This is a genomic window from Pseudomonas sp. NPDC087804 (assembly GCF_044742965.1).
Classification (GTDB): Bacteria; Pseudomonadota; Gammaproteobacteria; order Pseudomonadales; family Pseudomonadaceae; genus Aquipseudomonas; species Aquipseudomonas rustica.
Window position 1 is genome coordinate 90916 of record NZ_JBIUVN010000012.1, and the last position, 22304, is coordinate 113219.

20 protein-coding genes and 5 tRNA genes are annotated in these 22304 nt (G+C 59.0%); 17 read left to right on the forward strand and 8 right to left on the reverse strand.

What is annotated here, in order from left to right; translation table 11 throughout:
* The first annotated feature begins 96 nt into the window (after window positions 1-96).
* Window positions 97-930 (forward strand): arylamine N-acetyltransferase, encoded by an 834-nt coding sequence (locus tag ACIOMO_RS16770; protein WP_401242193.1) that lies wholly within the window; start codon window positions 97-99, stop codon window positions 928-930.
* On the opposite strand, the gene ACIOMO_RS16775 is transcribed toward ACIOMO_RS16770, so the two are convergent.
* Together ACIOMO_RS16775 and ACIOMO_RS16780 are read right to left on the reverse strand one after the other, a co-directional pair.
* Window positions 927-1247: a BrnA antitoxin family protein gene (locus ACIOMO_RS16775; protein ID WP_401242195.1), complete on the reverse strand. Its 321-nt coding sequence runs from the start codon at window positions 1245-1247 to the stop codon at window positions 927-929. The genes ACIOMO_RS16770 and ACIOMO_RS16775 overlap by 4 nt on opposite strands.
* A 3-nt stretch (window positions 1248-1250) precedes the next feature.
* The gene (locus ACIOMO_RS16780) at window positions 1251-1535 is read right to left on the reverse strand and encodes a BrnT family toxin (protein WP_401242198.1); all 285 of its coding nucleotides are present in this window, start codon (window positions 1533-1535) and stop codon (window positions 1251-1253) included.
* Window positions 1536-1789: 254 nt separating this feature from the next.
* Between ACIOMO_RS16780 and ACIOMO_RS16785 the strand changes: the two genes are divergently transcribed.
* On the forward strand, window positions 1790-3313 hold the full coding sequence (locus ACIOMO_RS16785; RefSeq protein WP_053118894.1) for a nucleobase:cation symporter-2 family protein: 1524 nt from the start codon (window positions 1790-1792) through the stop codon (window positions 3311-3313).
* A gap of 209 nt (window positions 3314-3522) precedes the next feature.
* Here the strand turns inward: ACIOMO_RS16785 and ACIOMO_RS16790 are convergent.
* Window positions 3523-3598, reverse strand: a tRNA-Asn gene (locus ACIOMO_RS16790).
* A 10-nt stretch (window positions 3599-3608) separates the two neighbouring features.
* On the opposite strand from ACIOMO_RS16790, the gene ACIOMO_RS16795 reads away from it, so the two are divergent.
* Both ACIOMO_RS16795 and ACIOMO_RS16800 read left to right on the forward strand, forming a co-directional pair.
* On the forward strand, window positions 3609-3830 hold the full coding sequence (locus tag ACIOMO_RS16795) for a hypothetical protein (protein WP_212544444.1): 222 nt from the start codon (window positions 3609-3611) through the stop codon (window positions 3828-3830).
* On the forward strand, window positions 3827-4057 hold the full coding sequence (locus ACIOMO_RS16800; RefSeq protein ID WP_053118896.1) for a hypothetical protein: 231 nt from the start codon (window positions 3827-3829) through the stop codon (window positions 4055-4057). The genes ACIOMO_RS16795 and ACIOMO_RS16800 overlap by 4 nt, the downstream gene beginning before the upstream one ends.
* Here the strand turns inward: ACIOMO_RS16800 and ACIOMO_RS16805 are convergent.
* Window positions 4054-4254 carry a hypothetical protein gene (locus ACIOMO_RS16805; RefSeq protein WP_159812934.1) on the reverse strand — a complete coding sequence of 67 codons (201 nt, stop codon included), beginning with the start codon at window positions 4252-4254 and terminating at the stop codon, window positions 4054-4056. The genes ACIOMO_RS16800 and ACIOMO_RS16805 overlap by 4 nt on opposite strands.
* 228 nt (window positions 4255-4482) lie before the next feature.
* Complete coding sequence (locus ACIOMO_RS16810) at window positions 4483-5679, reverse strand: amino acid aminotransferase (protein WP_007913409.1); 1197 nt, start codon at window positions 5677-5679, stop codon at window positions 4483-4485.
* Window positions 5680-6016: 337 nt separating this feature from the next.
* Here ACIOMO_RS16810 and uvrB point away from each other — a divergent pair, with 337 nt between their 5' ends.
* Entirely contained in the window at window positions 6017-8032 is a 2016-nt protein-coding gene (uvrB, locus tag ACIOMO_RS16815; protein ID WP_008083013.1) for an excinuclease ABC subunit UvrB, read from the forward strand.
* Between the two features lie 110 nt (window positions 8033-8142).
* Here the strand turns inward: uvrB and ACIOMO_RS16820 are convergent, their stop codons facing one another.
* Together ACIOMO_RS16820 and ACIOMO_RS16825 are read right to left on the reverse strand one after the other, a co-directional pair.
* Entirely contained in the window at window positions 8143-9633 is a 1491-nt protein-coding gene (locus ACIOMO_RS16820) for an MDR family MFS transporter (RefSeq protein WP_401242243.1), read from the reverse strand.
* A 49-nt stretch (window positions 9634-9682) separates the two neighbouring features.
* Window positions 9683-10732, reverse strand: coding sequence for an HlyD family secretion protein (locus ACIOMO_RS16825; RefSeq protein ID WP_159812937.1), 1050 nt, complete (start codon window positions 10730-10732; stop codon window positions 9683-9685).
* A gap of 229 nt (window positions 10733-10961) precedes the next feature.
* Here ACIOMO_RS16825 and gltX point away from each other — a divergent pair, with 229 nt between their 5' ends.
* From gltX to ACIOMO_RS16885, 12 genes are all read left to right on the forward strand, one after another.
* Window positions 10962-12443, forward strand: coding sequence for a glutamate--tRNA ligase (gene gltX / locus ACIOMO_RS16830; protein WP_401242204.1), 1482 nt, complete (start codon window positions 10962-10964; stop codon window positions 12441-12443).
* A gap of 256 nt (window positions 12444-12699) precedes the next feature.
* Window positions 12700-12775 (forward strand) — tRNA-Ala (locus ACIOMO_RS16835).
* Between the two features lie 80 nt (window positions 12776-12855).
* A tRNA-Glu gene (locus ACIOMO_RS16840) sits at window positions 12856-12931 on the forward strand.
* 52 nt (window positions 12932-12983) lie between these two features.
* Window positions 12984-13059 (forward strand) — tRNA-Ala (locus ACIOMO_RS16845).
* 79 nt (window positions 13060-13138) lie between these two features.
* Window positions 13139-13214, forward strand: a tRNA-Glu gene (locus ACIOMO_RS16850).
* A gap of 181 nt (window positions 13215-13395) precedes the next feature.
* Window positions 13396-13935, forward strand: a complete 540-nt coding sequence (locus ACIOMO_RS16855; RefSeq protein WP_053118906.1) for a TetR/AcrR family transcriptional regulator — start codon at window positions 13396-13398, stop codon at window positions 13933-13935.
* 30 nt (window positions 13936-13965) lie between these two features.
* Window positions 13966-14799, forward strand: a complete 834-nt coding sequence (locus ACIOMO_RS16860) for an alpha/beta fold hydrolase (RefSeq protein ID WP_212544403.1) — start codon at window positions 13966-13968, stop codon at window positions 14797-14799.
* A 45-nt stretch (window positions 14800-14844) separates the two neighbouring features.
* On the forward strand, window positions 14845-15282 hold the full coding sequence (locus tag ACIOMO_RS16865; protein ID WP_053118910.1) for a thioesterase family protein: 438 nt from the start codon (window positions 14845-14847) through the stop codon (window positions 15280-15282).
* Between the two features lie 164 nt (window positions 15283-15446).
* Window positions 15447-16406 (forward strand): tRNA-dihydrouridine synthase, encoded by a 960-nt coding sequence (locus tag ACIOMO_RS16870; protein WP_116031011.1) that lies wholly within the window; start codon window positions 15447-15449, stop codon window positions 16404-16406.
* Between the two features lie 121 nt (window positions 16407-16527).
* Window positions 16528-16974, forward strand: a complete 447-nt coding sequence (locus tag ACIOMO_RS16875) for an Hsp20 family protein (RefSeq protein WP_401242208.1) — start codon at window positions 16528-16530, stop codon at window positions 16972-16974.
* Between the two features lie 188 nt (window positions 16975-17162).
* Window positions 17163-17858: a DUF1266 domain-containing protein gene (locus tag ACIOMO_RS16880; protein WP_053118916.1), complete on the forward strand. Its 696-nt coding sequence runs from the start codon at window positions 17163-17165 to the stop codon at window positions 17856-17858.
* Complete coding sequence (locus ACIOMO_RS16885; RefSeq protein ID WP_401242211.1) at window positions 17855-20527, forward strand: DUF805 domain-containing protein; 2673 nt, start codon at window positions 17855-17857, stop codon at window positions 20525-20527. Before ACIOMO_RS16880 ends, ACIOMO_RS16885 begins: the two co-directional genes overlap by 4 nt.
* On the opposite strand, the gene ACIOMO_RS16890 is transcribed toward ACIOMO_RS16885, so the two are convergent.
* On the reverse strand, window positions 20524-22215 hold the full coding sequence (locus tag ACIOMO_RS16890; RefSeq protein ID WP_401242214.1) for an Hsp70 family protein: 1692 nt from the start codon (window positions 22213-22215) through the stop codon (window positions 20524-20526). The genes ACIOMO_RS16885 and ACIOMO_RS16890 overlap by 4 nt on opposite strands.
* Window positions 22216-22304 lie beyond the last annotated feature (89 nt).

Genomic DNA, 22304 nt, shown 5'->3' on the forward strand with positions numbered 1-22304 from the left:
GATTGGCGAAATCAATTATCGAAACAGCTGCCCTATCCCGTATACATGGCGACCATCAACGCAGTGAACTGCGGCCCCATGCAAAAGGATTGAGCAATGAGCGAGCCACGCCTGACGAACCTGAAGCTGTACCTGCAACGTTTGGGTTTTGATGCACCGCCAGCGCCGACGCTGGAAAACTTGCGGCTGCTGCAATGGCGCCACACCGGGGTCTTTCCTTTCGAGAATCTGGCGACGATTACTGGCGCACCGGTGCTGATCGATTTGCCGTCCATCGAAGAGAAAATCCTGCTCGGCGGTCGCGGTGGCTACTGCTATGAGCTGAATAATCTGTTCTTCACCCTGCTGCTTGAGCTGGGCTTCGACGCTCGCGCCATCAGCGGCCGCGTGGTGATGAATCAGCCGGAAGGCAGCTGGACGGCGCGCACGCACCGCTTGAGTCTGGTCACCCTCGACGGCGTGCGCTACATCACCGACGTCGGCTTCGGTGGCATGGTGCCGACCGCGCCGCTGCTTCTCGATACCGAGGCAGAACAAATCACCCCGCACGAACCCTATCGCATCGACAAACAAGCCGATGGCTACATGCTGCAAGCCAACGTCGCCGGCGAGTGGCGATCGATGTACCTGTTCGACCTGCAACGCCAGGAAGACATCGATTTCACCATCGGCAACTGGTACGTCTCGGCCCATCCCGACTCTCCGTTTACTCAGCGCCTGATGGCGGCGCGTACCGGTGATGGCTGGCGCAAAACATTGAACAACGGCAGTTTCGCCCTTCATCGCATGGGCGCGAGCAGCGAGCGGCGCGAAATCACCGAGGTGGCGGCATTGTTCGAACTGCTGGAGCAGGAATTCGACATTCACCTGCCGGACGTGCCGCATACACGGCATTCTCTTGAACGAATGATCGTACCGGCCAAAGCCTAAGGCTTGGCATCCGGTTCCAGCACCCGGCGAATTTCCCCGGCCGCTGCCGACAATTTTTTCTCAAGACTCTTGAGGTCGGCGGCGGTGATGCCTTTGCTGAATTGCAGCGGATCGACCTGGTCGTGCTTTTCAGCATCGAGCAAGGCATGGCGCAGCGTGTTGTTGATCACCGTCTGATAACCAAACCCCTCGTTCTCCGCCACCGTGCGCGCGGCGTCGATCACGGCATCGTCGAGCATGATGGTGATCCGGGTTTTGCCCTTGGCGGACGCCACAGCGCCGCGTTTGCCTTGGGAGAAGTCATATTCGTCTTTCATCGGTCAAGCCTCCAGAAAATAGGCGCAACGCTCGCTCGGTGTGGCGACACGTGCAGAAATGATTCGAACGACATTCGGCTCGCGATAACTGTATGCGACGACCAGCAAGCGTCCCTTGGCGTCGAGACCGATCGTGATCCAGCGTTGTTCGTCGTGATCGTTGTCTTCAACAGTTATTGCTCGTTCGTCGTAAAAGACCGCTTCGGTCTCGGCGAGGCTGATGCCCCTGTGCTTGAGTTTGTTGGCTGCGTTCTTGCTTTTGTCGAACTGAATATCGATTAACTGCATTATGCATACTTTATATGTATAAAAAAGACTGCGACCGCACCGTCGGTCGCCATGAACACTTCAGCCTAGTGGGCGTTGGCGCAGATGCAGGTGGGGATGTGTTGCCGGATTTGTGGGCGTTGCGAGGCGCGGACTAGAAGCTTGGATGGCTACCTATCCATTTTGTGACTGACAAGTTGTATACAACTCTATGGACATTTGTCCTGAGTATTGAATACAGTGTGCGCATAACAAAAACCAGGGAACCCCCCACCATGAAAACGCCCCATGTTTCACACCAACGGCCCGAGGACGAAAATCTCGGGGTCGGCGCGAATATGGCTTACGGCCTGCAACATGTTCTGACCATGTACGGCGGTATCGTTGCGGTGCCACTGATCATCGGCCAGGCGGCCGGCCTGTCGCCGGCAGACATTGGTTTGTTGATTGCTGCTTCATTGTTTGCGGGGGGGCTGGCGACGCTGCTGCAAACCCTGGGTCTACCGTTTTTTGGCTGTCAGTTGCCGCTGGTACAGGGCGTGTCGTTCTCCGGCGTGGCGACCATGGTCGCGATCGTCAGCAGTGGCGGGGAGGGCGGCTTCCAATCGGTGCTTGGCGCCGTCATTGCGGCATCGCTGATCGGCTTGCTGATCACACCGGTGTTCTCGCGCATCACCAAGTTCTTCCCGCCATTGGTCACCGGTATCGTGATCACCACCATCGGCTTGACGCTGATGCCGGTGGCCGCACGCTGGGCGATGGGCGGCAACAGCCACGCGCCGGACTTCGGCAGCATGCAAAACATCGGTCTGGCGGCGGTGACGCTGGTGCTGGTGTTGCTGCTGAGCAAGGTGGGCAGCTCAACCATCTCGCGTCTGTCGATCCTGTTGGCCATGGTGATCGGTACGATACTGGCGGTGTTCCTCGGTATGGCGGATTTCTCCAACGTCACCACCGGGCCGATGTTCGGCTTCCCGACGCCGTTCCACTTTGGCATGCCGACCTTCCATTTCGCCGCGATTCTGTCGATGTGCATCGTGGTCATGGTGACGCTGGTGGAAACCTCGGCGGACATTCTGGCGGTCGGTGAAATCATCGGCACCAAGGTCGACTCCAAGCGTCTGGGCAACGGTCTGCGTGCGGACATGCTGTCGAGTATGTTTGCGCCGATCTTCGGTTCGTTCACCCAGAGCGCTTTCGCCCAGAACGTTGGTCTGGTGGCGGTGACCGGGATCAAGAGCCGTTATGTGGTGGCCACCGGCGGCGTATTCCTGGTGATCCTTGGCCTGCTGCCGTTCATGGGTCGGGTTATCGCAGCGGTGCCGACTTCGGTACTCGGCGGCGCCGGTATCGTGCTGTTCGGCACTGTGGCAGCGAGTGGTATTCGTACGCTGTCGAAGGTTGATTATCGCAACAACGTCAACCTGATCATCGTCGCCACCTCGATCGGTTTCGGCATGATCCCGATTGCCGCGCCGAACTTCTACGATCAGTTCCCAAGCTGGTTTGCGACCATTTTCCACTCGGGCATCAGCTCGTCGGCGATCATGGCGATCCTGCTGAACCTGGCGTTCAACCATTTCACCACCGGCAACTCCGATCAACAGTCGGTGTTTGCGGCGGCGGAAGAGCGAACTCTGCGTTATCGCGATCTGGATGCGCTGCGCGAAGGCGATTACTTCAGTGACGGCAAACTGCATGACTGCGACGGCAATGAAGTGCCGGTGATCGAGCCGGATGATCACGACCATGGCCATGGCGCGCCGAAAGTGCAGGTGAAAAGCAGCGAGCATGTCTGACGGCTGTAGCTGAATGGAAAAGGGCCGATCTGTTAATCAGATCGGCCCTTTTTGTTTGAAGATCAAAAGATCGCAGCCTTCGGCAGCTCCTACATGAAAACACCTATCCCCTGTAGGAGCTGCCGAAGGCTGCGATCTTTTGATCTTTTGATCTTTTCGAGCGCCCACAAAAAAGCCCCTGAATCTTTCGATTCAGGGGCTTTGCTATTTGGCTCCACAACCTGGACTCGAACCAGGGACCCAATGATTAACAGTCATTTGCTCTACCAACTGAGCTATTGCGGAATTGGTGCGTATGTTACTGATTCAAAAAGAGAAGTCAAGCGCCGATTGTGAAATTGAACGATTTGCCGGGATGAATGGTGGTTTGTCAGCGATTGGCGGTTACCAGATTCTCGCCAGAGGTCTACCATGGCCGCCCGGAAGTGGTAACACGCGCTACCGGCCATCCGCCGAAAAGGTACGCGCCATGCATCACATGATCTGTCAGTCCCGCAACAGCGAGGTGTTCGCATGAGCATCGCGCAAATCAGCCTGCCCAAAGGCGTCGGCCCTCACGCCGAAAAACTCCTCGATGCGATCACTCAGGCCGGCACCGCTGAAGAACTGAATCGCGCTGGCGGCAAGGCTGAAGGTTTTGTCCTCGGTCTGGAAAGCGCCAAGGCGATCAAGAGCCAGATCGCCGAATCGCTGTACGTCGTTTATGACGATGCCGCCAGTCAGCGCGCCACCGAATTGGCTTAACTGCCGAAGGTAATGGTGCCGAGCATCAGTTTGGCGTAAGCCGCCGTGGCTGCCAGTTGCACCAGCCACAGCACCAGACCGCCAAGAAACACCCCGGTCGCTACTTGCAGCACCAGGCTTTTTTCGCGTTTGGCCGAGGCGCGGGGGATGAAATCATCCAGATCGTCACGGTCGGCGCGCAGGTTGTCGTTTTTCATTGGGTTTCTCACAGAATTCGCAGGTTGACTCATAACCTGTAGGAGCAGAGCTTGCTCGCGAAGGCGTCTGGTCAGTCGCCATCATCACTGGCTGAACCACCGCTATCGCGAGCAAGCTTTGCTCCTACAATTTGGATTTGTGTGCAGTTTAGAGGGAATGTTGCATTCCTTCGGACAAATAAAAAACGGGAAGCCCCAAGGCTTCCCGTTTTTCATCACGCAGCGTTATCAGATGACCTGAACGATCGCGTCCGTCACAGCCTTGATGTTGCTCTGATTCAGCGCTGCCACGCAGATGCGACCGGTATCCAGTGCGTAAATGCCGAACTCGTTACGCAGGCGATGCACTTGTTCAGTGGTCAGGCCCGAGTAGGAGAACATGCCGCGCTGACGACCCACAAAGCTGAAGTCGCGGCCCGGGGCTTTCTCGGCCAGCAGGGCAACCATCTGCTCACGCATGCCGCGAATGCGCAGACGCATTTCAGCCAGTTCCGCTTCCCACTGTGCACGCAGTTCCGGGCTGTTCAACACGGCGGCGACGATGCTTGCACCGTGAGTCGGCGGGTTGGAGTAGTTGGTGCGGATTACGCGTTTGACTTGCGACAGCACGCGCGCGCTTTCTTCTTTCGATTCGCTGATGATCGACAGGGCGCCAACGCGCTCGCCGTACAGCGAGAACGACTTGGAGAACGAGCTCGAGACGAAGAAAGTCAGGCCGGATTCAGCGAACAGGCGCACAGCGGCGGCGTCTTCGTCGATACCGTCGCCAAAACCCTGGTACGCCATGTCGAGGAACGGCACGTGACCTTTGGCTTTAACAACGTCCAGCACGTTGTTCCAGTCCGCCGGGGTCAGGTCGACGCCGGTCGGGTTGTGGCAGCAAGCGTGGAGGATAACGATCGAGCCGTTCGGCAGAGCGTTGAGGTCTTCGAGCATGCCGGCACGGTTAACGTCGTGGGTGGCAGCGTCGTAGTAACGGTAGTTCTGCACTGGGAAACCGGCGGTTTCGAACAGCGCGCGGTGGTTTTCCCAGCTCGGGTCGCTGATCGCCACGACGGCGTTCGGCAGCAGTTGCTTGAGGAAGTCAGCACCGATTTTCAGGGCGCCAGTACCGCCGACGGCCTGAGTGGTGATGACGCGACCGGCGCTGATCAGCGGCGAGTCATTGCCGAACAGCAGTTTCTGCACGGCCTGGTCGTAGGCGGCGATGCCATCGATCGGCAGGTAACCGCGCGAAGCGTGTTGAGCGACGCGAATCGTCTCGGCTTCAATAACGGCGCGCAGAAGTGGAATTCGCCCCTCTTCGTTGCAGTAAACGCCAACGCCCAGGTTGACCTTGGTGGTCCGGGTATCGGCGTTGAATGCTTCGTTGAGGCCCAGGATTGGATCGCGGGGTGCCATTTCGACAGCGGAGAACAGGCTCATTATTACGGCGGCTCTGAATGGATAGTGGAGGGACGTGTGGCGCTCCAGCCGAATGCACTAGAGCGGTGCACAAACGGGGAGCTAGTATAGAGGCCATCTGCGAGCAATGGCGACAGGCGATTCGGCTTTTCAGGTAAGTTTTTGCGATTATTTCTTGACCGTTAGTCGATTGGCCGTGTCAGAGACTTTACCGGATGTAGGACGTTTGCCTTGAAAGCAGAGGCAATCGCCACCACATTGAGCACAATCCAGGTTTTTTCTTGCGCGACAACGGTCGTTTGCGGTTGTCCCCGTGGTGCTCCGCTTTGCGCGGAACGCTGCGATCCCAGAGGTGTATATGTCCGAATTCCAGCTCGTCACTCGCTTTGAGCCCGCCGGAGATCAGCCGGAAGCCATCCGCCAATTGGTCGAGGGCATCGAAGCCGGGCTGGCGCACCAGACGCTGCTCGGTGTGACCGGCTCGGGCAAGACCTTCAGCATCGCCAATGTCATCTCGCAGATTCAGCGCCCGACGCTGGTGCTGGCGCCGAACAAAACCCTCGCTGCGCAGTTATACGGCGAGTTCAAGGCGTTCTTCCCAAACAACGCCGTTGAATACTTCGTTTCCTACTACGACTACTACCAGCCCGAAGCCTATGTGCCGTCGTCCGACACCTTCATCGAGAAGGATGCGTCGATCAACGACCACATCGAGCAGATGCGCCTGTCCGCGACCAAAGCGTTGCTGGAGCGAAAAGACGCGATCATCGTCACCACGGTGTCGTGCATCTACGGTCTCGGTAGCCCGGAAACCTATTTGAAAATGGTCTTGCACGTCGATCGCGGTGACAAACTCGATCAGCGCGCATTGCTGCGCCGTTTGGCCGACCTGCAATACACCCGCAACGACATGGATTTCGCCCGCGCGACCTTCCGTGTGCGCGGCGACGTGATCGACATCTACCCGGCGGAATCCGATCTGGAAGCGATCCGCATCGAGTTGTTTGATGACGAAGTCGAAAGCATTTCCGCGTTCGATCCGCTGACCGGCGAAGTCATCCGCAAGATGCCGCGCTTCACGTTCTACCCGAAGAGCCACTATGTGACGCCACGGGAAACCCTGCTCGACGCCATCGAACACATCAAAGTCGAATTGCAGGAGCGCCTTGAATACCTGCGCAGCAACAACAAATTGGTCGAGGCCCAGCGCCTTGAGCAGCGCACTCGTTTCGACCTGGAGATGATCCTCGAACTGGGTTACTGCAACGGCATCGAAAACTACTCGCGCTATCTGTCCGGACGTCCGGCCGGTGCCGCGCCGCCAACCCTTTACGATTATCTGCCGGCGGATGCCTTGCTGGTGATCGACGAATCCCACGTCAGCGTGCCGCAGGTTGGCGCGATGTATAAGGGCGACCGTTCGCGTAAGGAAACCCTAGTCGAATATGGTTTCCGCCTACCGTCCGCACTGGATAACCGGCCGATGCGTTTCGATGAGTGGGAAGGGGTGAGCCCGCAGACCATTTTCGTTTCGGCGACGCCGGGCAACTACGAAGCCGAGCACGCCGGGCGCGTGGTCGAGCAGCTGGTGCGTCCGACCGGGCTGGTCGATCCGCAGATTGAAGTGCGTCCGGCGCTGACGCAGGTCGACGATCTGCTGTCGGAAATCTCCAAGCGCGTAGCGATCGAAGAGCGAGTGCTGGTCACTACGCTGACCAAACGCATGGCCGAAGACCTCACCGATTACCTCGCCGACCACGGCGTGCGCGTGCGCTATTTGCACTCGGATATCGACACCGTTGAGCGCGTCGAAATCATTCGCGACCTGCGCCTTGGTACGTTCGATGTGCTGGTCGGCATCAACCTTCTGCGTGAAGGTCTGGACATGCCGGAAGTGTCGCTGGTGGCGATTCTTGATGCGGACAAGGAAGGTTTCCTGCGCTCCGAACGTTCGTTGATCCAGACCATTGGCCGCGCGGCGCGGAACCTCAATGGCCGGGCGATTCTCTATGCCGACCGCATGACCGGTTCGATGGAGCGCGCGATTGGCGAGACCGAACGTCGTCGCGACAAGCAGATCGCGTTCAACCTGGAAAACGGCATCACCCCGAAAGGCGTATTCAAGGACGTCGCCGACATCATGGAAGGCGCCACCGTGCCGGGCTCGCGCAGCAAGAAGCGCAAAGGCATGGCCAAGGCTGCCGAAGAGAACGCCAAGTACGAAGCCGAATTGCGCTCGCCGAGCGAGATCACCAAACGCATTCGCGCGCTGGAAGAGAAGATGTATCAGCTGGCGCGGGATCTGGAGTTTGAAGCGGCGGCGCAGATGCGCGATGAGATTGCCAAACTGCGTGAACGCCTTTTGGCTGTTTGATTTGTGCTGTCTGGTCGGGCCTCATCGCGAGCAGGCTCACTCCTACAGGGTTCTGTGGCGTTCACAAGACCTGTAGGAGTGAGCCTGCTCGCGATTGAGGCGACGCGGTCTTAATGAGACTCCCCGGCCTTCAACCCCTCCGGCAATTTTTTGGTCAGTAGAATCGCCAACATACTGATCCCCAGCGCAATCCCGACAAAGTGAAACGCATCGTTGTAAGCCATGATCGCCGCCTGCTGATGGACGATCTCACTCAACTTGCCCAACGCCGCCGTGTCACTGCCAAACCGATCCGTCATCGACGCCAACCGCTCGGCCACCTGCGGATTGGTCGGCACCACTGCTTCACGCAAATAATCGAAGTAGGTCTTGGTGCGCGCATCCAAAAGCGTCGCCAGCAAGGCAATGCCGATCGCACCGCCGAGGTTACGCAAGATGTTGAACAGGCTCGACGCCGACCCCGCGTCCTGCGGCAGGATGTACGCCGTGGCGATCAGGGAAATGGTCACCATGATCAACGGCTGCCCCAGCGCCCGGACAATCTGAATCTGATTGAACTGCGGCCCGGCAAAATCCGGGTTAAGTACCCCCGATGAAAAACTCGCCAGACCAAACAGTCCAAACCCCAGCGTGCACAGCCATTTTGGCGAAATGATCTTCATCAGCTTCGGCACCAGCGGAATCAGAAACAGCTGCGGCACGCCCATCCACATGATCACTTCGCCGATCTGCAGGGCGTTGTAGTTCTGGATCTGCGCCAGGTACAACGGCAACAGATAAATTGAGCCGTACAACCCGACACCCATGCCCAGGCTGGAAATACTCGATAAACCGAAATTGCGATTACGCAGAATGCCAAGGTTGATCAGCGGATTGGGTTTGGAAATCTGCACGATGACAAAGGTGATCAGACTCACCAACGCAATGCTGCCCAGCGTCACGATCAGGCTCGATTCCAGCCAGTCCTTGCGATGGCCTTCCTCGAGAAAAACCTGCAAGCAGCCGAGGCCGATGCCCAGCGTGAGGATGCCGGTGTAATCGGTGCTTTTGAGCAATTCCCAGTGCGCTTCTTTCTTTTCCAGCCCATACAGCAATCCGGCGATCATGATCAGGCCGGGCGGGATGTTGATATAGAAGATGTATTCCCAGCCCCAATTTTCCGTGAGCCAGCCGCCCAGCGTTGGGCCGATTGACGGCGCAAACGTCGCGGTCATGGCGAACATCGCCATGCCTTTGGCGCGGTGGTGTTCGGGGAGTTTGATCAGGGTCAGGGTGAACGCCAGCGGGATCAGTGCGCCGCCGGTGAAGCCTTGCATGGCGCGAAAGACGATCATGCTCTCCAGGCTCCAGGCCATCGAGCACAGCAGCGATGAAACCAGAAAGCCCAGCGACACCCAAACCGCCAGTCGTCGCGCCGACAGCAACTGCACCAGCCACGCGGTCAGCGGAATCATGATGATTTCCGCGACCAGATAGGAGGTGGAAATCCACGAACCTTCTTCCAGCGTCGCCGACAGCGCGCCCTGAATGTCTTTCAGCGAAGAGTTGGTGATCTGGATGTCGAGCACGGCCATAAAAGCGCCGAGCATCACGCTCATCACCGCGATCCAATCGCGCCGGGTCGGTTCGCCGACCGGGCGGATCAGCGAATCACCGGCCATCTTCAGGGGCGTCTTTGATGTTCACAGTCGCGGTGACTGACATGCCCGGACGGATTTTGCCGTGCAGCGGGTTATCGGCTTTGAAGGTCAGTTTCACCGGAATCCGTTGCACGACTTTGGTGAAGTTGCCGGTGGCGTTGTCCGGTGGCAACAGGCTGAACTGCGCGCCAGATGCGGCGAACAGGCTCTCGACCCGCGCTTCGATCGGCGTGTCGCCATATGCATCGAAGGTCAGCTCGGCTTTTTGTCCCGGCTGCATGTGGCCTATCTGGGTTTCCTTGAAGTTGGCCTGTACCCAGATGTCTTCGTCCGGAACGATCGACAGCAAATAGGCGCCGGCCTGCACCACTTGACCATTGCGCGCGGCGCGTTGACCGACGAGGCCGCTGATCGGTGCGTGGATTTCGCTGCGGGTCAGGTTGAGTTCGGCTTGCGCAATATCGGCGTGGGCGTTGGCGATCTGTGCGTCGAGGCGTTTGATTTCAGCGTTCAGGGCGTTGACCTGTTGGCGCTGACCTTGCGCGTCAGCCTGCGCCTTGGCCACTTGCGAACGAGCAATGTGGGCGTCGGCGGAGAGGGTGGTCACGCGTTCTTCGGAAACGTAACCGGGTTTGCGCAGGGTTTCGGCGCGCGACAAATCCATCTGCGAGCGGCCAAGCGTGGCTTGGGTGGTCGCCACTTGCGCATCGCTGGCGGCGATCAGGCTCGATTGTTGGGTCAGTTTGCTTTGCGCTTGCAGGCGTTCGGCTTCGCGGGTGGCGAGGGCGGCATTGGCGCGGTCTACCGCGAGGCGGAAATCATTCGGTTCGAGGCGTACCAGCAACTGGCCTTTTTCCACGTGCTGATTGTCCTGCACCAGCACTTCATCGATGCGCGCGCCCAATTGGCTCGAGACACGAGTGATCTCGCCCTGGACATAGGCGTTGTCGGTGCTTTCATAAAAGCGTCCCTTGAAGAACCAGTGGGCGAAGAAGCCCCCGGCAATCAGCAGGACGAGCAGCAGGAAAATAAACAGGCGACGCTTGAGTTGGGCAGGCATGGGGCAAACTGTAGTCGAGGAATTGTAAGGAAAGTTATCAGCAGGCAAATTTGGCATACAGCCGATAAACGGTAAATGCCATCTGCTGATATTCCGCTATTCATCACGGCTTACGGGCCTTACAGACGCAAACTTGGCTTAAATGCCCTGCCCGCTGGAGCGGGGCGGGTGTCGCCTGTTACCATTCGCCGCTTGATTGTTTTGCTTTTCATTATTTTCGAGACATGCCATGACCACCGTCCGCACTCGCATCGCGCCATCGCCTACCGGGGATCCCCACGTAGGTACCGCTTACATCGCATTGTTCAACTACTGCTTTGCCAAGCAGCACGGCGGTGAGTTCATCCTGCGGATCGAAGACACCGACCAGTTGCGTTCGACCCGCGAGTCCGAACAGCAGATCTTCGACGCCCTGCGCTGGTTGGGCATCGACTGGAGCGAAGGCCCGGACGTTGGCGGCCCGCACGGCCCGTATCGCCAGAGCGAGCGCGGCGACATCTATCAGAAGTACTGCCAGCAACTGGTCGACATGGGTCATGCGTTCCCATGCTTCTGCACCGCTGAAGAACTCGATCAGATGCGCGCCGAGCAAATGGCTCGCGGCGAAACGCCACGCTACGACGGCCGCGCGCTGCTGCTGTCGAAAGAAGAAGTCGCGGCCCGTCTGGCCGCTGGCGAACCCCACGTGATCCGCATGAAAGTGCCGAGCGAAGGCGTTTGCGTGGTGCCGGACATGCTCCGTGGCGACGTCGAGATCCCGTGGGATCGCATGGACATGCAAGTGCTGATGAAGACTGACGGCCTGCCGACGTACTTCCTCGCCAACGTGGTCGACGATCACCTGATGGGCATCACCCACGTGCTGCGCGGCGAAGAATGGCTGCCATCGGCACCAAAACTGATTCTGCTGTATGAGTACTTCGGCTGGGAGCAACCAGAGCTGTGCTACATGCCGCTGCTGCGTAACCCGGACAAGAGCAAGCTGTCCAAGCGCAAGAACCCGACCTCGGTGACGTTCTACGAGCGCATGGGCTTCATGCCGGAAGCGATGCTTAACTACCTCGGTCGCATGGGCTGGTCGATGCCGGACGAGCGCGAGAAGTTCTCGCTGCAGGAAATGGTCGATAACTTCGACCTCAAGCGTGTCTCGCTGGGCGGGCCGATCTTCGACATCGAGAAGCTGTCGTGGCTCAACGGCCAGTGGCTGCGTGATCTGCCGGTGGAAGAGTTCGCCGGCCGCTTGCAGACCTGGGCGTTGAACCCGGAATACATGATGAAGATCGCGCCGCTGGTGCAGGGTCGCGTTGAAACCTTCAGCCAGGTTGCACCGCTGGGCGGATTCTTCTTCGCTGGTGGCGTCAATCCGGATGCCAAACTGTTCGAATCGAAAAAGCTCTCGGGCGATCAGGTTCGTCAGTTGATGCAGTTGATCCTGTGGAAGCTGGAAAGCCTGCGTCAGTGGGAGAAAGACAACATCACCGCAACGATTCAGGCAGTGGTTGAATCGCTGGAATTGAAACTGCGTGATGCGATGCCGCTGATGTTTGCGGCGATCACTGGTCAGGCGAGCTCGGTGTCGGTGCTCGATGCGATGGAAATCATTGGCCCGGATCTGACCCGCTTCCGTCTGCGTCAGGCGATTGACCTTCTGGGCGGTGTGTCGAAGAAAGAAAACAAAGAGTGGGAAAAGCTCCTGGCCGCTATCGCCTAAACGCTTTGCCTTCCTGTAGGAGCTACCGAAGGCTGCGATCTCTTGATCTTGTTTTCAAAAGATAAAGTCAAAAGATCGCAGCCTGCGGCAGCTCCTACAGGTCTGTGTGACATCCCGAGTCCCGAATTTACGGGGGGAGGGCGGTAAGTGATTGTTATGCCGACGAAAAACTTTGAAATTTTTCAAAAATAAGTTTGACAGGCTTTCGATACGCCCTTAAGATTCGCCCCGTCCTCAGCGATGACATCAACGATGAGGGGCTATAGCTCAGCTGGGAGAGCGCCTGCATGGCATGCAGGAGGTCAACGGTTCGATCCCGTTTAGCTCCACCAATTTTACACTTCGAGGTCTGGCCACACCGGCCTTGAAGCGATCAACACTCAGTGTTGGTCTGTTGTATAGAAGGGTTTGCGTCCCCTTCGTCTAGTGGCCTAGGACACCGCCCTTTCACGGCGGTAACAGGGGTTCGAGTCCCCTAGGGGACGCCAGTTTTACAGAAGTGATGTTGCAAAATGTCACTCCGCCGCGAGGCGATAAATCGGGGCTTTAGCTCAGCTGGGAGAGCGCCTGCATGGCATGCAGGAGGTCAGCGGTTCGATCCCGCTAAGCTCCACCAATTTTACAGTTCAAGGTCTGGCCACACCGGCCTTGAATCGATCAGCACTCAGCACTGATCAGTTGTATAGAAGGTTTGTGTCCCCTTCGTCTAGTGGCCTAGGACACCGCCCTTTCACGGCGGTAACAGGGGTTCGAGTCCCCTAGGGGACGCCACGATTACCCGCTCTGCGGGATTTTATAAGGGTCATTCAATTATTGAATGGCCCTTTTGTTTGTCTGGCGTTTGGCCAATTCTCCTATTTCCTAAACTGTGCTTCAGACCAGCGGTCACATTCTTGACTTGCAGATTATTATTATGCGAATAATATTCTAGTCGTAATATTCGGAGGCAACGATGAACGATAAAAAAGCTCAAACCCGCGAACGCATCCTCAAGGCTGCCAGCGCTGCACTGATTCAGCGCGGCCCGGCAGACCCTAGCGTGGGCGAAGTGATGGGCGCAGCCGGCCTGACGGTTGGCGGCTTCTACGCGCACTTCGAAAGCAAGGACGCGATGATGCTTGAAGCGTTCAAACAGCTGCTTGGCCGCCGCCGCGACCTGATTGCCGACATGGACGCCGAACTGACCGGTGAAGAACGCCGCGCGCTGGTGGCTGCGTTCTACCTGTCGCGCAAGCACCGTGATTCCAGCGAAGCGGCCTGCCCGATTCCGGCGTCGATCGGTGAGTTGGGGCGTCTGCCGGAATCGTTCCGCATCGCGCTGAACGAACACCTGGAATTGATGATTGCGCAGTTGGCGTCCAGCCCTGAGGACACCGACAAAGCCCTGGCTGATGTGGCCTTGATGGTGGGTGGTCTGGCTCTCGCAAGAGCGCTCGGCCCTGGAGATTTATCCGATCGATTGCTGCGCGCTGCCAAGTCGGCGGTGCGTTGACCTGAAGGCAACACGCCTGAGGAGAGAGCGATGAGCACGTTGAAATGGGTTCGTGGCGTTAATGGCACCTTAGGCTGGTTTGCACCGAAATTAGTGGCGAGCAAAATGCGCCTGGCGTTCATGACGCCGCGCGCGCTGCCATTGCGCGATTGGGAATTGCCGATGCTCGCCAGTGCTGAGCGCATCACTTTGCGTTTCGGCCTCTCGGCATTGCGTTGGGGCCAAGGCCCTGCGGTGCTGCTGATGCACGGCTGGGAAGGGCGGCCCACCCAGTTCGCCGCGCTGATAACGGCGCTCGTCGATGCCGGTTACACCGTCGTAGCACTCGACGGCCCGGCACACGGTCGCTCACCGGGGCGTGAAGCCAACGTCGTCCTGTTCGCCCGCGCCATGCTTGAGGCCGCTGCCGAGCTACCGCCGCTGCAAGCGGTCATCGGTCACTCGATGGGCGGCGCCAGCGCGATGCTCGCCGTGCAATTGGGCTTGCGCACCGAAACCCTTGTCAGCATCGCCGCGCCGGCGCGCATTCTTGGTGTGTTGCGCGGATTCGCTCGCTACATGGGCATGCCACCGCGAGCGCGTTCGGCCTTCATCCGTCAGGTCGAGCAGGACGTCGGCATGCGCGCCGCGACCCTTGACGTTGCCCACTATCAACTGGACATGCCCGGCCTGATCGTGCACGCCGAGGACGACAATTTCGTCTCGGTCAAAGAGTCGCAGCTGATCCACGAATCCTGGTTCGACAGCCGTCTGCTGCGCCTTGAGGGCGGCGGTCATCAGCGCGTGCTCGCCGACCCGCGCGTGATTGATGGGGTGTTATCACTGCTCGCCGGCCGTAGCCTTCAGGCGCGCCAATCGGCGTGAGCTCCGTTACACTGCCCCGGTTGAATAACTGACCGGGAGTGGGGCATGGGCTGGGATCGGGCAACGCCGTTTACCATTGATCTGCAAGTAGGCGCCGAAGACATCGACGGGCTGGGCCACGCGAACAACGCGGTCTACGTAACGTGGCTCGAACGCTGCGCCTGGCGCCACTCGCAGCGTCTGGGGCTGGATCTGGTTGAATATCGGCGACTGGATCGGGCGATGGCCGTGGTGCGCCACGAGATCGATTATCTGGCAGCGGCGTATGAAGGCGACGAGTTGCAATTGGCGACGTGGATCGTCGATTGGGATCAACGCTTGAAAATGACCCGTCACTTCCAACTGATTCGCCCGAGCGACAACACCACGCTGCTGCGCGCGCAAACCACGTTTGTCTGCATCGAACTGTCCACCGGCAAGCCCAAACGCATGCCGGCCGAGTTTATCGAAGGCTATGGCCCTGCGATCTTGACCCCGGCCTGACACAATCCCTGTAGGAGCTGCCGCAGGCTGCGATCTTTTGATCTTGACCTATAAAAAACAACATCAAAAGATCGCAGCCTTCGGCAGCTCCTACAAGGGATCTGCGGTTTCCCGCGATATCCAGTAAACTGCCGCACGTTTTTTCCTTAAGTAGTGTTTTCCCCATGCAAATTGCTCTGGCGCCCATGGAGGGGTTGGTCGACGACATCCTCCGCGACGTGCTGACCCGCGTTGGCGGCATCGACTGGTGCGTGACCGAATTCATTCGGGTCAACGACCAGTTGCTCACCCCGGCGTACTTCCACAAGTTCGGCCCCGAGCTGCTCAACGGCGCCCGCACCGCTTCCGGCGTGCCGCTGCGCGTGCAATTGCTCGGTTCCGACCCGGTGTGCCTGGCGGAAAACGCTGCGCTGGCCTGCGAACTCGGCTCCGAAGTGATCGACCTCAACTTCGGCTGCCCGGCCAAAACCGTGAACAAATCCCGTGGTGGCGCCGTGCTGCTGAAAGAGCCCGAGTTGCTCAACCAGATCGTCGAGCACGTCCGTCGTGCCGTGCCTGCGCACATTCCGGTGACCGCGAAAATGCGCCTCGGCTTCGACAGCCCCGACGGCTCGCTGGTCTGCGCCACCGCATTGGCTGAGGGCGGCGCCGAGCACATCGTGGTTCACGCGCGAACCAAAATGGACGGCTACAAACCGCCGGCGCACTGGGAGTGGATCCCGCGCGTGCAGGACGTGGTCAAGGTGCCGGTGTTCGCCAATGGCGATATCTGGAGCGTCGAAGACTGGCGCCGTTGCCGCGAAATCAGTGGCGTCGAAGACATCATGCTCGGTCGCGGTCTGGTGTCGCGCCCGGATCTGGCCAAACAAATCGCCGCTGCCCGTGCCGGTGAAGAAGTCGTCGAGATGACTTGGGCGGAACTGATGCCGCTGATTCAGGACTTCTGGTTGCAAGCCAAAGCACAGATGACCGCTCGCCAATCGCCGGGCCGTTTGAAGCAATGGCTGGCGATGCTGACGCGCAATTATCCTGAGGCGACCGAACTGTTTACCGTGCTGCGCCGTGAGACTGAGCCGGATCACGTTTCGCGTTTGCTCGGTTTGCCGGTAGCAGAAGCCGCCTGAAAAAAATCTGCAAATAGTCTCTTGAAAACAAATCAGCGGTCCCTATCTAGGGGTTACGCGATGCCGAATTCGGGTCGCGGAGTCAAAAAAACTTGCTGATTGTTTTCAGGAGATTTGAACCATGAGTACTGCATTTTCCCTTGCGCCACTGTTCCGTTCCTCGGTGGGCTTCGACCGTTTCAACGACCTGTTCGAAACCGCCCTGCGCAATGAGCCAGGCAGCAGCTACCCACCTTACAACGTGGAAAAACACGGTGACGACCAATACCGCATCGTTGTAGCGGCAGCCGGTTTCCAGGAAGAAGACCTGGAACTGCAAGTCGAGAAAGGTGTGCTGGCCATCAGTGGCGGCAAGCGTGATGCCAACGAAGGCGTGACCTTCCTGCATCAGGGCATTGCCCAGCGTGCTTTCAAGCTGTCCTTCCGCCTCGCCGATCACATCGAGATCAAGGCAGCGGATCTGAGTAACGGCCTGCTGAGCATCGACCTGCTGCGCGTGATTCCGGAAGAAGCGAAAGCCAAACGCATCCCGATCAATGGGGGGCAGAAGCCGGCGTTGCAGCACTGAGTCATGTGCTGCAACACAATCGTCTGAACGGACGATGAGCCGCTGAATGAAGGCCCCGATACGTCGGGGCCTTTTTTGTGGGCGAAAGAAACCCGACGCAACGTTTGCTGCTGCTGTTGCGGCTCTTTACAATCCGCGCCAACAAGGCCGGCACTCCCTAATTCCCGCTGGCCCCGGAGCCTTTGTTCATGGACGAAATGGAACAGCGCTGGCTATATGCGCTTTCTGCGCCTTTGGTCGCCCTCAATCCCGACGCCGATTACACCGCACCCACCTATTGTTTCGACCTCAAACATGTCGATGTCGAAGGCGGTTGGGGCATCACTACGCGCGAACAACTGTTGGACATGCTGCGTACTGCCGATGACGGCCACGCTACGCAGTTGAACGAAGCCTATCGGCAGTGGGAGCGGTGTCTGCCGTCCGAATGGCAGGCCTTGCTCGCAACACTCGACACCCGCCAGCGAGCTTTCTACGAATTCGCCAGTCGCACATTTGGCGAGTGTGGCTCAGGTGGCATCCGTGCCTGGGACCTTGGCCGCATGGGTTTTCTGCTGCGCTCTGCGGTGCTGCACGGCTGGATCGATCTCACCGAAAGCCTTTGGCTGCACGGTCGCATGGCAGCACGCGCGCGCTACTACTACGACAGTTGGACGAGCTACCTGAACGGCTTTGTCTTCGGCAAAGCCTTCTGGCATTGCCTAGGCAACAAGGATGAAGAGCTAGAGCACGAATATGACCGGCAAGGCGATTACATAGGCACCACCGTGGTCATCAGAAAGCTTGATCGTGATGCGCGCGCGCTGTTCGCGCAATTGCCGTGGGATATGCCCCTGCATCTACCTGAGCGGCCTGATTCGCTAGGGGAGTTCGACTGGTCATGAGCTGCTGGATTCGCTTGGGTATCGAGCCCACCAAAGACAACGACGTGATTCGCGGCGCCTATCGCGCGCGTTTGCCGCAGCACCACCCGGAAACCGATCCGGAAGGTATTCAGGCGCTGCGTGAGGCCTATGAACTGGCATTGCGCTTTGCCCGCGAGGAAGTCGCCGAGCCGGATCAACCGGTTGCCGATGAGGTCAGTCCTGCCGATCAGACGATGGCCGACTTTGAAGCATTGCTGCTTGATCCAGCACGTCGCTTCCACCCGGCGGCCTGGCAGGCATTCAACCTTGAACTGGACCGTCTGCCGCTGGAGGTGCTGGACGACGTTTGCTGGTCATTGCTGCGCGAGTTGCTCGACGCCGGCCCGATTTCCCATGTTTGCGCCCGTTTGTTGGCCCAGCGCCTGGGCTGGGCAAGCCGCATGCTGGATCTGGATTTCGACAACGCGCGGCATGTCGACGAGTTTTTGCAGCGGATCAGCGCGGCGGATCCGTTCGACACCTCGTTGATGAGCCATTGGCCCGCTGTCGCGCAGTTGGAAACACTCTGGTACGTGCGCACCCTGAATCACCTGCACCGCGAAGCATCGCTCGACGACTACCGTCATTTCGCCGGCCTGCACACCTGCATCCCGCTGCCTGTTGATGACGGGTTGTTGCAACGCCTGGCCATACAGTTCAGTCAGGCTGATATCGCCAACAAAGACTTTCTCGACATTATCAGCGAGCAGCATCGGCTTGCGCCTGAAGATGTTGACTGGCTGTATCTGTTGGCCTGTCAGCGCAGTGCGCTGGGAATGGAAGAGTTGGCACTGCAGGCGTGGGTGCGGCTCTGGCGCGAACATCAGCATCCAAAAGCGGCTACGTGGTTACTGGCATTGTGTGCGCGCCACCAGCCTCAGCGATTGCCGCTGCTGATTCAGGCTTTTGATCGTCTGGAAAACTTCCGTGACTGGTCCGAGGATCTCAGCGATGTCACCCAAGAATACAGCAGTCCATCGCAGCGTCCGGAAACACTCGGGCGTTGGTTCCGGGCCAGGCAGCTCGAGTTGCAGGACATTGCCGGTGCATTTGTCGAATGGCGTATCAGTGGTGACGAGCTGCCGTTGTTGGCGACGCTGATCATTGACAATGATGACCGGGCGCTGCAAACGCTCTACCAGCATGCCTGGGCTTTGCACCGTGGTGATGTGCCATTGCTGCAACGCATCATGGAGGCACCTGTGCCGGCGGATGTGCTCGATCAACTGGTGCTGGAGGGCTTGCAGTATCAGGCCGGGCAGCAGATCTGCTGGTTGACCCAGGCACCGATTCCTCAGGCCCTGGAAGCGTTTCTGGCTAGCGACTCGGCATCGACACCCCCGCCGGGGCTGGAAAAGGGCGAACCGCTTGAGCTCAGTCTGCTGTGGATGCGCCGTTTACGCGCTTACGACGCCCTATCGCTGGCGCGGCTTGCCGAAGCGTTCAGTCTGGACAAACGTGATGAACGGCTCGCGGGGCTTAAGTTGCAAGTGCAACTGGCCGCGCACGGCATGCTGCTGCCGGCCATTGATAGCCATTCTGATGTCTGGGAATGGCATCGTCAGGCGATTTACCTGCTGGCCACCCTCGACGATCCGACGCGTTGGCTGGACGCGCAATCGGCACACTGCGTCGACACCATGAACATTGCGCGCGAACACCCGTTGGCCCGTTTGCAGCCGCTGCTCTGTCGCCTGAATCGCGAGCAGGGCAGTGCCAGTGGCCTGCTCGGCTGGCTGCAAGCGGTTGATCCGGTGCACTCGCTGCTCGCGCGTAAGTTGTTCAGTGTGCATGAGGCGCTCGACAGCACCCGACTGTTGGGAAATGACCGTCTGTTCGAGTGCATGCGCAGCGACATCGCCAGCTTCAACGAGGATTTGCTCGGGCGCATGCTCTTGGGCGGCGTCCTTTACCACGATCCGTTGCTCACTGCGCAACAGCGCAAATACCTGCTGGGAAGTATCACTGAGGTGGTCAATCCTCAAGACTGGTTCGACGGCTTCCGTCACAGTCTGATCAAGGGTGAGCCTGTTCACCCGCCCCGTGAGGCTCTCACGGAGGAGGGTATCAGCGACGCCTTTTACCTGGCACTGGATGTGCTGAAGGATCTCGTGCGTTTTGGCAATCTGGGCGTGCCAAGACAGAAAATCCTGTTACGCATGCAGCGGGCCAAGGATGACCCGGAAATCGGACTCGGTCTGCGCTTCGCATTCAGCGCATTGCTGTCGTGGTCGGAGCGTTTGCTGCTAGCCAAGGCAGAGACCCGTCCAACTCCCGCCAGTGCGTTCTGGCGCCTGGGCACCCGGCTGGGACGCGGGGCGTTTATCTGGCAAGTGATTGGCGCGTTGCTGGTAACGCCCGTGGCGGCGTTGCTCAGCGGTACGCCTGTGTCCGGCATCGTCGTGTTGCTGCTGGGCCTGGCGTTTCTGCTAGGTGCGATCCTGCGCCGTTTGCATGACATGGGGCGGGGCATTCCGATGTTGCTGATTTTGGTAATCCTGTCGCCGGTATTGCCATTCCTGCCGCTGATACTGTTCGGTTTTCCCGGAGAGACGCTGCCCAATCGTTATGGCGTGCCGCCGGACAGTGGCGGTGAAGACACCCTGTCCGGTGGTTTGCAGGCGACCTTGCGGCGACTCATCGGCTAGAGGCGCAACTCATCCAGTGTCTTGTTGAGTTGTGAGCGGTGGCTGGCGATTTCTTCCGATCGCTGGCCGCCCAGCACCGTATTGAAACTGTCCAGCCAGCCGGCAATCCGCTGGCGCTCTTCGCCCAGACTTTGCGTCCACGCCCGTTCCAGTCGAGCCAGCAGGGTTCGGTTGGCCAAAGTGTCGCGGGGGTGAATTTTCAGCGTACTCAAGCGTTCATGACTGGTTTGCCGCGATTGCGCATCGAGTCCGGTCGGGCTGCGGTCAATGCTGTGGCTGTGGCGTTCGCCCGTCTCAGGCAGGGTGATGTCAACTTCGAGCAAACCGTTGATGTCATAACTGAAGCGCACATCCAGCGCCTGGATATCATCCCTGGGCGTCAGCGTGACATCGAAAGCATCGATAAAGATGTTGTCGCGCACCCACGGACGTTCGCCCTGATAGACCGCAATACGGATCACTTCCTGTCGAGGAGAGGTTGTGTGGTAACGCTCCACCCTTGAGGTCGGGATGATGGTGTTGCGCTCGATAATGGGCGAAAACGCGCCTTTGATGCCTTCTCCACGCATGGTCGAAATGCCCAGCGTGTAGGGGCAGACATCGGTCAGGATCAACTCTTCTACTGCACCGTCACGCGCCTTGCACGCCGCTTGCGTCGCCGCGCCGAGCGCCACAATGGTATCCGGATCAAGATGCCGATAAGGCAGGCGCCCGAACAGCGTGGCAACCATTTGCTGCACCGCCGGCATGCGCGTGGCACCGCCGACCAGCACCAGGCTGTCGAGGTCGCGCGGCTTGAGGCGGGCATCGCGCAGCGCCTGTTCGATCGGCGCACGCAAACGGGCCAGCAGCGGTTCCCAGATCTTTACCGCAGCCGCTTCGTCCAGCGACCACTCGAACGCCTTGTCGCCATGGCGCCAGCTCAGTTGTTGAATACCTTCACCGAGTTTGCATTTGAGCTGCTCCAGCGCATCACCGAGGCTGGCCATGCTTTGCGCATCGACCATGGTTGGGGTCAGTTGCCAGTGTTTCAGGCAGGCCTGCAGCAGCGCGGCGGTGAAGTCTTCGCCGCCGAGAAAGTTGTCACCGGTCGACGCGTGTACTTCGATCAGTGGTAACGCATATTCCAGCACGGTGACATCGAAGGTGCCGCCGCCCAGATCGAAGATCAACGTGCGCTCGAACTTCTGCTCATGCAGCCCGTACGCCATGGCCGCGGCAGTTGGCTCGTTGATCAGGCGTGTCACTGCGAGCCCGGCCAGTTCAGCGGCAAACAGCGTGCGTTTGCGTTGTTCGTCACTGAAGTACGCCGGCACCGAAATCACCGCTTCTGTGACCGGATGGCCGAGAAACGCTTCGGCGTCCTGTTTGAGTGAGCTGAGCACCAGCGCCGACAACTCTTCCGGACTGAAAGCGCGGGTGCCGAGTTCGACCTTTTTATCGCTGCCCATGAAACGCTTGAACGCCGCAGCACTGCGCTCCGGGTGGGTGGTCAGACGGGCGCGGGCGGCTTTGCCGACCAGAACCGTGTCGTCTTCATCGAGGCTGATCACCGAGGGCGTGAGCACATCGCCAAGGGCGTTGGGGATCAGTCGGGCCTGACCGTCCTGCCAAACAGCGATCAGGCTGTTGGTGGTGCCAAGGTCGATGCCCAGCAAAGCCGGGCGGGGGAGGGATGCATCCTGCATGAAAGATCTCGAAACGGCGCAAAAACGCGACCCTACAGGTTGGCGCAAACCATGGCAATTGCCTGACAGTTGCATCCGGCGCTGTCATG

Excerpts from the sequence above, each read along its gene's own strand:
- gltX (WP_401242204.1), top strand. The coding sequence starts at position 10,962 with ATGACCACCGTCCGCACTCGCATCGCGCCATCGCCTACCGGGGATCCC.
- ACIOMO_RS16775 (WP_401242195.1), bottom strand. The coding sequence starts at position 1,247 with ATGAAAGACGAATATGACTTCTCCCAAGGCAAACGCGGCGCTGTGGCG.
- ACIOMO_RS16880 (WP_053118916.1), top strand. The coding sequence starts at position 17,163 with ATGGACGAAATGGAACAGCGCTGGCTATATGCGCTTTCTGCGCCTTTG.
- ACIOMO_RS16805 (WP_159812934.1), bottom strand. The coding sequence starts at position 4,254 with ATGAAAAACGACAACCTGCGCGCCGACCGTGACGATCTGGATGATTTC.
- uvrB (WP_008083013.1), top strand. The coding sequence starts at position 6,017 with ATGTCCGAATTCCAGCTCGTCACTCGCTTTGAGCCCGCCGGAGATCAG.
- ACIOMO_RS16855 (WP_053118906.1), top strand. The coding sequence starts at position 13,396 with ATGAACGATAAAAAAGCTCAAACCCGCGAACGCATCCTCAAGGCTGCC.
- ACIOMO_RS16785 (WP_053118894.1), top strand. The coding sequence starts at position 1,790 with ATGAAAACGCCCCATGTTTCACACCAACGGCCCGAGGACGAAAATCTC.
- ACIOMO_RS16825 (WP_159812937.1), bottom strand. The coding sequence starts at position 10,732 with ATGCCTGCCCAACTCAAGCGTCGCCTGTTTATTTTCCTGCTGCTCGTC.
- ACIOMO_RS16800 (WP_053118896.1), top strand. The coding sequence starts at position 3,827 with ATGAGCATCGCGCAAATCAGCCTGCCCAAAGGCGTCGGCCCTCACGCC.
- ACIOMO_RS16875 (WP_401242208.1), top strand. The coding sequence starts at position 16,528 with ATGAGTACTGCATTTTCCCTTGCGCCACTGTTCCGTTCCTCGGTGGGC.
- ACIOMO_RS16885 (WP_401242211.1), top strand. The coding sequence starts at position 17,855 with ATGAGCTGCTGGATTCGCTTGGGTATCGAGCCCACCAAAGACAACGAC.
- ACIOMO_RS16795 (WP_212544444.1), top strand. The coding sequence starts at position 3,609 with ATGTTACTGATTCAAAAAGAGAAGTCAAGCGCCGATTGTGAAATTGAA.
- ACIOMO_RS16865 (WP_053118910.1), top strand. The coding sequence starts at position 14,845 with ATGGGCTGGGATCGGGCAACGCCGTTTACCATTGATCTGCAAGTAGGC.
- ACIOMO_RS16860 (WP_212544403.1), top strand. The coding sequence starts at position 13,966 with ATGAGCACGTTGAAATGGGTTCGTGGCGTTAATGGCACCTTAGGCTGG.
- ACIOMO_RS16890 (WP_401242214.1), bottom strand. The coding sequence starts at position 22,215 with ATGCAGGATGCATCCCTCCCCCGCCCGGCTTTGCTGGGCATCGACCTT.
- ACIOMO_RS16770 (WP_401242193.1), top strand. The coding sequence starts at position 97 with ATGAGCGAGCCACGCCTGACGAACCTGAAGCTGTACCTGCAACGTTTG.
- ACIOMO_RS16870 (WP_116031011.1), top strand. The coding sequence starts at position 15,447 with ATGCAAATTGCTCTGGCGCCCATGGAGGGGTTGGTCGACGACATCCTC.
- ACIOMO_RS16810 (WP_007913409.1), bottom strand. The coding sequence starts at position 5,679 with ATGAGCCTGTTCTCCGCTGTCGAAATGGCACCCCGCGATCCAATCCTG.
- ACIOMO_RS16780 (WP_401242198.1), bottom strand. The coding sequence starts at position 1,535 with ATGCAGTTAATCGATATTCAGTTCGACAAAAGCAAGAACGCAGCCAAC.